We start from the raw sequence: 8,075 nt of genomic DNA on the forward strand, positions 1-8,075 counted from the left end.
TTGACCATAGATCTTGGTTGAAAATTGACATGATGCGTTGCCTTATCTAGTGTAATTTACTGATCAGATCAACGAAACGATAATAAGTTCAATTTCCATAATATTTGTGTAGAAGAGTCAGGCATAAATCATCATTGCGTGTAGGTGATGTACCGTATGACTGGTTTATTTTAGCCTTGGATTTTTTATATATTGTAGGGGCTATTGAAGAGAAACAAGGATTGATTATAAAGGTGAATAATAATGTTTCGTAAAGTTTATAGTGATTTACCAAGCTTTAAAAATGTTGAATTTCATGATGGACTGAATTTAATTCTTGCAGAAAAAGGTGATAAGTCTACTGAGGGTAAAACTAGAAATGGTGCAGGGAAAAGTAGCCTAGTTGAATTAATAAATGCGTTGCTTGGGAGTGAGCTTCGTAAAGGAAATATACTCAAATCTCCCCAACTTTTATACAACCGGTTTGGCTTAGAATTAGAACTATCAGGGAGTTCTTTAACTATAGAAAGGTGTGGTGACACAGCTAATAAGATTTTCGTTAAATCTATGCCCGATGGATTTATGCCACTAACTGAAAGCGATGGGCAAAAGTATATCAGTAATAGTGAGTGGGTTGGAGTCCTCGGTCGAGAAACTTTTAATATAAATGAAAAAGCTAGACAGATAAAAAGTGGCCCTTCATTCAGAGCACTCTTTTCTTATTTCGCAAGATCACCTAAAGCCTTTGACTCACCTGAAAAAACTTTTGCACAACAATCCACTTGTAGTGTGCAGGTCGCTTTGACTTATTTACTTAAACTAAACTGGCAAATTGCTAGAGAGTTTGAGGATATTAGACAAAAAGATAAATTAATAAAAGCTCTTAAACAAGCATCTAATGATGGTTCTTTAAAAGATATTATGGGGTCTGCTTCAGACCTAAAAACAGATATTCTGCTCAAAAAAAATAAGGTATCAAGATTAAAAAAATCAATAACTGAATTTAGGGTTTTACCTGAATATCAGACGAAAGAAGCTAGAGTGGCGGAGATTAGTAAAGTTTTATCATCTTTGTCAGCATCGGATACTACGGATAAAGAGTGGCTTGCTCAATTAGAAAGAACTATTGAAGAAGAATCTGAACCAGATACTTGTCAAGTGAGTAAATTATTCCAAGAAGCAGAATTTGAATTACCTGAGTTAATAACTAAACGCTTTGATGAGGTATCTGCTTTTCACAATTCTGTTGTCAGCAATAGACGAGAACATCTGAAACAAGAGATTGAGCAAATAAATAATCGAATCTCTAAAAGGTTAGAAGAAAAAATATTACTAGATAATGAGCGTTCTGAAATCATGCGTTTATTACAATCGCACGGTGCTTTGGAGCAATATATGCTGCTTCAAAATGTGTTATCTAAATTAGATGCTGAAATAGAGTTATTAAGTAAAAAGCTAGGTGCAACAGCAAACCTCGAAGAAAAGAAAAGTGATCTAAAAATAGAGCGCCATAAACTCCAAAAAAGAATGAGAATTGATCATACAGAAAGGGAGCAAGCAATTAGTGACTCTATTATTGCATTTGCGGACTTATCCAATCAACTATATGATGAGTCAGGGAAATTTACGATAGATCCTACAGATAATGGTCCAAAGTTTGAATTTGATATTCCAGGCAAAAAAAGTACTGGGAAGTCAAAAATGCAAATTTTTTGTTTTGATATGACATTGATGAAGTTATGGGAAAAAGAACCTAGAAGACCTGATGTTTTGGTCCATGACAGTGCAATGTTTGATGGTGTTGATGAAAGGCAAATTGCTAAGGCATTGTATATTGGCTCTAAAATGGCCAAAGAGTATGATTTTCAGTACATTGTGACGTTGAATTCTGATGATATGCCTGACATGTCTATGTATCCAGATTTTAAATTAGAAAATTACAGGATAAAGTTAAATATTACGGATAGTGAATCTGGTGGTTTGTTTGGTATTCGTTTTTAACTCATCCAACCGCCAACTTCTCCGTCTCATGCCACAAATACGCTGGCATGGGATGCTTTAACTTCCATGTGATATTCATTGACTGACTACCTTCATATTTAACAAAATCCACAGGCGCGAAGTTCACAAACGCCATGGTTCGGCCATTTTCATCTTTGGCTTGCTAGCGTACAAACAGTAAGAATGTTTTATTGTTCTCTTGTTGTTTGATGTAACTTAAACATCAGCTTGGATTTGGCCTTGCGCTATTTTGAGGTTTCCAATGAAACAAAATCGGGCTGATAGCATAATCGTAGTACATGGTTGTCGCTGAAAATTGTTTTTCATATTTATTTAAGATGACAAATAGCAGCTTGGTATTCTTTTCATGTGCTTACACCTTTCAAATGTAATCCCAGTTATGTTATTTTCGCTGCAAAATAATATTGATCAGCATGGAAAGCAGTATGATTGCTAAAGAAAAAGTACAGGTTGCAACAAATTCAGCTACTTCGGTAGCAGGTGATAAACAAGAACGTGATGTTGCATTCTATCTTCGAAGGGAATTTAAAGATCATCCTTCAGTTTTCATCTTTAATGATCTTAAGATTACTCATAATGATGAAAATGCACAGATAGACCATCTGATTCTTTATCCTTACGGTTTTATTCTAATTGAATCAAAAAGTATTACTGGTGAAATTAAAGTTAATAAACATGAAGAGTGGACTCGTAGTTATCGTGGCAATTGGCAGGGTATGCCTTCACCAATTAAACAAGTCGAGTTACAACAAAAATTATTGAAAGAGTTATTGAATGAAAATAAAGCTTCTATCTTAAAAACGTAAGCATTCACCAGAGGGGTATTGACAATCTCAAACTCCCGTTTATTGGCATTTATAACTACAAGCTTGCCATTGTTTTGTGACACAAGTACCACCCCGCAAGTAAGTTTCACTGTTTATTTGAAAAGTCAATACGGGGCTGGTGAATGGTTACTTAAAAACCATCATGTTTAAGCAGCAATCCTTTAGGTGGCGCTGTTGGGATGCTTTGTGTGCTGTTTCGAGTAATGCGATTATTGATCGTGACTCTATGCCTAAGAGCGTATCAGATAAATTGGTCAAGTCTGAGTTTCTGATCGATAAGCTTAACAAGATGATGAACCTTAAAAATAGTATTGTGGAAACACTGACCTTCGATACTCGCCCCAGTTTTTGTGATTTAGAGTTAGATACAATCAAAAGTTTTCTGCTTGCTCATGCCCAAAATATTGCTAATGATACATGTTTGGTTGTTCCAGATCTTGTTGTTGAAACTAAGCCTGTTGAGGCTCCGAGACCTAATGGTGCAGTTGTAAACTCAATTAAACTGACTTGTAGAAAATGTGGTTGTGATTCTAAACTAGAAGCGATGTATGGCCGTTATGGTTATTATGTAAAGTGTCATGTATGTCAAGGTAATACACCTATGAAACAACCCTGTATATCTTGTGGTGAGCAAACAGCCAAAGTACAAAAGAGAGGGCAGAATTACTCGCTTATTTGTGAGCAATGCGAAATTAGTGTTCCTATTTCTGTGTGATGAAATGGCGAATTGTACCAATTTTCCGTTATCTAATTATTGATCTAATTCTTGTGGTGTACTTGTCTCTAATAGATTAATCGTACAATATGGGTGCTGTGGCGAGTGCGGCGTTTGGTGGTAGTTGCTGGTTCTTCTCAATCGTGTGAGCAAGATAACTTTTAAATTTTTCAGTGACCATTTAAGTTCTTATTGAATGAGTGTCGATGTAGTACATGAACGCACGACCAATGTTCTTAAACTGCAATTTGCCAGATTCACGCCTATGCATCAACACACAGCCTGATATTTTTAAAGCCTTCTGAGCCTCTTTGCTGGTGAGCCAGTTTTGGGTATTTTCGTTTTGTTTATCCATAAATTTTTTGTTGATTGTATTTTAGTCAGTTGATTCTCAGTAACTAGTAAACATAATGCGGTTTGTTAAGATGGAATTCAATTGGTTATGGATAACACGCAATTGTATATGGAGTGCAAATTGAAGTTTATTTTCGTTGATGCCGAGAATATCGGTCTAAATCAAGTCGGTAATGTTAAAGCCACGCTGACTGATAAAGTGTTTGTGTTCACTAAAAACAGGCAAGTCATTGAGCTTTCTGAGCGCAAGCTCTTTCAAGTCTTTTCAAGTTATCCTACTGGTTCGAATCAAGCTGATTTTTATATCATTGGCAATCTCGTCGGTGTACTTGCATCACTGAGTGATGAACAAAAAAAGCAATGCCAGTTTGTTTTATGGAGTCAGGATAATGCATTGGTTATGGCATTTGAATTTCAGTGCAGACTTCATCAAGTATCATGTTTAATTGCTCTTCCGCCAAAAAATCTAACAAAAGCTGTTCCCGCAGTCATCAAGAAAGAAGTTACCGCTGAAGATAGAATTCTCAACTACTTTAAAAGGCCAAGGTTAGCTGAATCTGTAAGAGCTATGGTTCAACTTTCAAAACCTGACTTTACGAGAGTTTTAAATAAATTCATTCACAATGAGCTTATCATTCGTGATCCAAAGAATAAGAAAAAGTGGGTGTTGAAGAAGAGTGCTTAAGTGACTGAAGGCTCTAGAGGGATATTCGAAAAAGCAGTTAATGTGCTATAAAAGTCACACATCAGGAAAAGTCTATATTCAAAAAGCAAACACAACAGAGGGCTAACATGACTATCAAATATACAGATCTTGAGTCTGCTTTTGATTTTGTATCTTTCGGAAGTACTGGTGATAATGAGGCCTACTTTAGTCAGAAAACAGGTAAGTTTTATTGGATATCTGACTGTATCGACGAAGAAGAGCCATTACCTGATGACTTGTTTGAGTCGAGTGAATACCTGCAGGTACCAGATAAACATGAGTTGGATTTAGGTAAAAGACTGGTCTTTGATTTTGTACATCAATATTTAGCTAATGACTTTGAAACCGTTTCGAATTACTTCCGCAATCAAGGCGCTTATGGTCGTTATAAGGCCTTATTAGAGAGGAAAGATAAGCTAGAGCAATGGTATGAGTTTGAAGCTGAGCAAACTAAAAAGGCGTTGCTAGCATGGGCAAAAGAATGTGATTTAAAGGTTGAAGAATAGTTTTTGCCGATTTTTATAGTCACTTAAGATGCTTTTGCGGCAACTGAGATTTCCCTAATACCGCTACGATTAAGGTGAAGCCATCTTCTTTGGTGTAATACGCAACGTGTTTGCCGACAGGGAAGTAAAATCCACCTTTGTAAAGGTCATCGCAATTTATGCCCATATCACGATTTTCGGCTAGCTGTTGAAAACTTGAGAGTAAGATTCCTTTGTGTTTTTGCCATTGTGCTTCGGAGTGATTTTCGAGTGTATAGCTTTTGATTTTTCGTAAATGACTTTGAGCCAAGCGACCTAATTTATAGGTTTTATTATTTTTCATAAGGTTAATTACGATTTAAAGGGATTTAAGAAAATCTTCGCAATCAACGGCAAGTCCATTTTCAAGATCGTTTTTAGCCGATTCAAAGCAATACTTAAGGTAGTCCGCTTTCATTGCTTCCAGTTCTTCAAAGTCTTTAATCGACATGACTACAACAGTATCTTTACTATTTTTGCTGATCTTAACAGGCTCACGCTGAGCGCTTAGAAGCAGTTCTCCGAAATTTCTTTTCGCATCATTGGCGGTTAGAGTGTGCATCGTATTTTTCCAATTTGAGGTGTAATTTAGATTATAATGTATCACATGATTCAATCAATATGATTAAATCGCACGATTTGTATGGTAGGGCGAGTTGATAGTTCTATCTTTGTGGGTGATATTCATTTTCAGGTTTTTTGATTAGTGATTTTGTTAATGGCCGTAGACTTGTTGTTGCCTCAGCCGCTACGCCAATCCTCTCCAACTCACAAGCAAATTGCTCCCGCCAAACTTGTGGCAAACCTTTCTTAACATGCAACCGCTTTCCATCAAACCCTAAGTTTTTAACCGTTAAATGAACATGCGGACTATCAGTGTCAGTATGCAGTGCAAATACATACTGGTAGTTGTTGGCAAAGGTCTTTTTAGCAAACGCTCGAACGGCTTGTTTTACGGCTTTGGGTTCAGTTCCATCAGGCATGGATAGTACAAGGTGAGTGCTGTGGCGAGTTCGGCGCTTGGTGATAGTTACTGGTTCTTCCCAGTCTTGGGCGAGTTGCTGGATTGAGGTTTTGTCTTGGTAGACTTCACCAAGTTCGTCTTCGACTTCCAGTTTGCCGTTGCGGCTGATGTAATCAAAGTGGTTTTGAGTGTGTGCGCTTGAGTAGCAATGGCCGCTGATCTTGACCATAACTTCGGGTGGCTTTTTACGGTAGCGTGAAAGTGACTTTATGCGGTTAGCTTTGTATCTAACATCACCTGATAGTAGTCCTGAGATTTGTTCATGATATGAATGGGGCATCAGGGATACTCCAACGCTGACAGTTTTTATTGAGCAAGTCGCTGACCTTTTGTTTGTGTTGATTGATTTTGCTCTCAAGCATTTCAATCATGTCTTTGGTGATTTTGTCGCTTTCTCGAAATTCGATATTCAACACTCTGGCTATTTGATTGAGGTTACGGCCTATTGCGGCTAACTGACGATTGGATTGACGTAGCACATTGGTTTCCTCGTTACTTAATACAGGTTGTTTATATAGCTGAGAAAGAATGCAGGCCGTAGCCCAGTTGGTTTGGGAAACGTAGCCTTCTGATTTTGCTCTGGCGGCTATTGCATGCAGGTTATTTGCAGAAAATCTGACTGTGATTTTATTGGTTTTAACTTCTCGAAAATCAGAAGTGATAGCTGTATCGGGTGAGGATTGGTTTATTAAGGTTCGAACCATGCTTGAAGCCGTGATCCCTTTAGTGTCACAGTAATGCCTGAGATTGGACTTTTCTTCATCACTCAGCAGTATTTCAATTCTAGCCATAGCCACTCCCTAAGTTAGAATTTAACTATCAAATTACTACAGATGGAAGCGAGGTTAAATAGTTTTGATTGTTATAAGTTAGAGGAAATCAGGTTTAAAATAGCGTTCCCGTAAAACGCCAGCAAAACCTACGGGTTTTGCCATCAGTTTGCGAATCCTGCACTAGTTATTAGAAGCATGGAGTTGAATTTGAGTATGCGATTGTTTATAGGGAAATTGAATCCAAAAACTTTTGTGCTGATTCAGTTGGGTATTCACTTTCAAGGTAAAATGCTGTTTGAGTGACCAGCGAATCATTAAAATGGATAAATCGTTGGATGACTGAGCGTCCATTATAAACAAGCTCGTATTCCTGAGTATAATGGCTGTCAATATAGGTGTTATTATTTGAGAGAACTTGAGCACCTTTTTTGACTAAAGAGTCTGGATAATAGTCTCCACGTAATGCTGAACCACCAGTAATAACAGTAACACTAAATTCTGTTTTGCCACTCCTAACCCCTGCAAACTCAATACTACTTGATTTAATGGATTTATTTTTAACGGTTGGTTGAACTGGAAATTTAGCTGTAACATTTTGCGTTTTGAATTTATAGGATTGCCAGTCAAGTTGCTGCTCAATCAACTCAGATTTGTTGTACCACTGATAACCGCCGTAAGCTAAGACAATCAGAAAAAGTAATTTTAATAGTCGGCTCATTTAACTTCCTGTTAGTTTTATTTTGATTGATGTATCGATGACTACTGTATACTACCAACTCTATATTAATTCGACAATTTTCAATTTCCTCATCAAAATTGAAATTGGTTAGACGATTTGGAGACTCAGGTAAAAACCTGAGTTTGAGATTTTTTCTGAATAATAATTGAATGGAATTGATAATCAGTTTGCCTTCAACTTGAGCATTGTTTAATTTTTCAGCTAATTAGTGATTCTTACTATCATTTAGATTCATAGGTTTTGGAGTATGATGATGACTGAAGAAATGCCACTGTTCGTCCCAACCCTCAGTTAAAGAATCCACCTTCTTAGAAGGTGGCTTTGCCTTTCGCCCCCTGTAAGGGGGCTGGTGCTTGCCCTCTTAGAAGGCAAGCTGTTGTCCCCGATATTTATGAATTAAAAATCAAACCCT

At 37.1% G+C, this 8,075-nt stretch carries 11 protein-coding genes and 2 pseudogenes; 6 read left to right on the plus strand and 7 right to left on the minus strand.

Annotated elements, in window-relative coordinates:
- The first annotated feature begins 134 nt into the window (after positions 1–134).
- Complete coding sequence (locus tag JQC92_RS23330) at positions 135–254, plus strand: ABC-three component system middle component 6 (RefSeq protein ID WP_420851332.1); 120 nt, start codon at positions 135–137, stop codon at positions 252–254.
- Complete coding sequence (locus tag JQC92_RS19825; protein ID WP_205001269.1) at positions 244–1,980, plus strand: ABC-three component system protein; 1,737 nt, start codon at positions 244–246, stop codon at positions 1,978–1,980. The genes JQC92_RS23330 and JQC92_RS19825 overlap by 11 nt, the downstream gene beginning before the upstream one ends.
- 1 nt (position 1,981) lies before the next feature.
- Here JQC92_RS19825 and JQC92_RS22775 read toward each other — a convergent pair.
- A pseudogene (locus tag JQC92_RS22775) lies at positions 1,982–2,347 on the minus strand (DUF3427 domain-containing protein); the annotation flags it as partial.
- A 79-nt stretch (positions 2,348–2,426) separates the two neighbouring features.
- Here JQC92_RS22775 and JQC92_RS19830 point away from each other — a divergent pair.
- A pseudogene (locus tag JQC92_RS19830) lies at positions 2,427–2,795 on the plus strand (nuclease-related domain-containing protein); the annotation flags it as partial.
- 151 nt (positions 2,796–2,946) lie between these two features.
- Complete coding sequence (locus tag JQC92_RS19835; RefSeq protein ID WP_205001271.1) at positions 2,947–3,543, plus strand: hypothetical protein; 597 nt, start codon at positions 2,947–2,949, stop codon at positions 3,541–3,543.
- Between the two features lie 181 nt (positions 3,544–3,724).
- On the opposite strand, the gene JQC92_RS19840 is transcribed toward JQC92_RS19835, so the two are convergent.
- Positions 3,725–3,898 (minus strand): hypothetical protein, encoded by a 174-nt coding sequence (locus tag JQC92_RS19840; RefSeq protein WP_205001272.1) that lies wholly within the window; start codon positions 3,896–3,898, stop codon positions 3,725–3,727.
- Positions 3,899–4,018: 120 nt separating this feature from the next.
- Between JQC92_RS19840 and JQC92_RS19845 the strand changes: the two genes are divergently transcribed.
- Entirely contained in the window at positions 4,019–4,582 is a 564-nt protein-coding gene (locus JQC92_RS19845) for a hypothetical protein (protein ID WP_205001273.1), read from the plus strand.
- Positions 4,583–4,689: 107 nt separating this feature from the next.
- Positions 4,690–5,109, plus strand: coding sequence for a hypothetical protein (locus tag JQC92_RS19850; protein WP_205001274.1), 420 nt, complete (start codon positions 4,690–4,692; stop codon positions 5,107–5,109).
- A gap of 19 nt (positions 5,110–5,128) precedes the next feature.
- Here the strand turns inward: JQC92_RS19850 and JQC92_RS19855 are convergent, their stop codons facing one another.
- The 5 genes from JQC92_RS19855 to JQC92_RS19875 form a co-directional block, all read right to left on the minus strand.
- Positions 5,129–5,431 (minus strand): type II toxin-antitoxin system RelE/ParE family toxin, encoded by a 303-nt coding sequence (locus JQC92_RS19855; RefSeq protein ID WP_205001275.1) that lies wholly within the window; start codon positions 5,429–5,431, stop codon positions 5,129–5,131.
- 15 nt (positions 5,432–5,446) lie between these two features.
- On the minus strand, positions 5,447–5,689 hold the full coding sequence (locus JQC92_RS19860; RefSeq protein ID WP_205001276.1) for a type II toxin-antitoxin system Phd/YefM family antitoxin: 243 nt from the start codon (positions 5,687–5,689) through the stop codon (positions 5,447–5,449).
- Between the two features lie 103 nt (positions 5,690–5,792).
- Positions 5,793–6,431 (minus strand): relaxase/mobilization nuclease domain-containing protein, encoded by a 639-nt coding sequence (locus JQC92_RS19865; RefSeq protein ID WP_205001277.1) that lies wholly within the window; start codon positions 6,429–6,431, stop codon positions 5,793–5,795.
- Positions 6,412–6,942: a plasmid mobilization protein gene (locus JQC92_RS19870; protein WP_205001278.1), complete on the minus strand. Its 531-nt coding sequence runs from the start codon at positions 6,940–6,942 to the stop codon at positions 6,412–6,414. Before JQC92_RS19870 ends, JQC92_RS19865 begins: the two co-directional genes overlap by 20 nt.
- A 205-nt stretch (positions 6,943–7,147) precedes the next feature.
- Positions 7,148–7,642 (minus strand): hypothetical protein, encoded by a 495-nt coding sequence (locus JQC92_RS19875; protein ID WP_205001279.1) that lies wholly within the window; start codon positions 7,640–7,642, stop codon positions 7,148–7,150.
- Positions 7,643–8,075 lie beyond the last annotated feature (433 nt).

Origin of the sequence: Parashewanella hymeniacidonis, from assembly GCF_016900895.1 — a bacterium.
GTDB lineage: Bacteria > Pseudomonadota > Gammaproteobacteria > Enterobacterales > Shewanellaceae > Parashewanella > Parashewanella hymeniacidonis.

Coding starts and splice junctions, on each gene's coding strand:
- JQC92_RS19825 (WP_205001269.1), top strand. CDS start 244: ATGTTTCGTAAAGTTTATAGTGATTTACCAAGCTTTAAAAATGTTGAA.
- JQC92_RS19840 (WP_205001272.1), bottom strand. CDS start 3,898: ATGGATAAACAAAACGAAAATACCCAAAACTGGCTCACCAGCAAAGAG.
- JQC92_RS19850 (WP_205001274.1), top strand. CDS start 4,690: ATGACTATCAAATATACAGATCTTGAGTCTGCTTTTGATTTTGTATCT.
- JQC92_RS19855 (WP_205001275.1), bottom strand. CDS start 5,431: ATGAAAAATAATAAAACCTATAAATTAGGTCGCTTGGCTCAAAGTCAT.
- JQC92_RS19860 (WP_205001276.1), bottom strand. CDS start 5,689: ATGCACACTCTAACCGCCAATGATGCGAAAAGAAATTTCGGAGAACTG.
- JQC92_RS19865 (WP_205001277.1), bottom strand. CDS start 6,431: ATGCCCCATTCATATCATGAACAAATCTCAGGACTACTATCAGGTGAT.
- JQC92_RS19870 (WP_205001278.1), bottom strand. CDS start 6,942: ATGGCTAGAATTGAAATACTGCTGAGTGATGAAGAAAAGTCCAATCTC.
- JQC92_RS19875 (WP_205001279.1), bottom strand. CDS start 7,642: ATGAGCCGACTATTAAAATTACTTTTTCTGATTGTCTTAGCTTACGGC.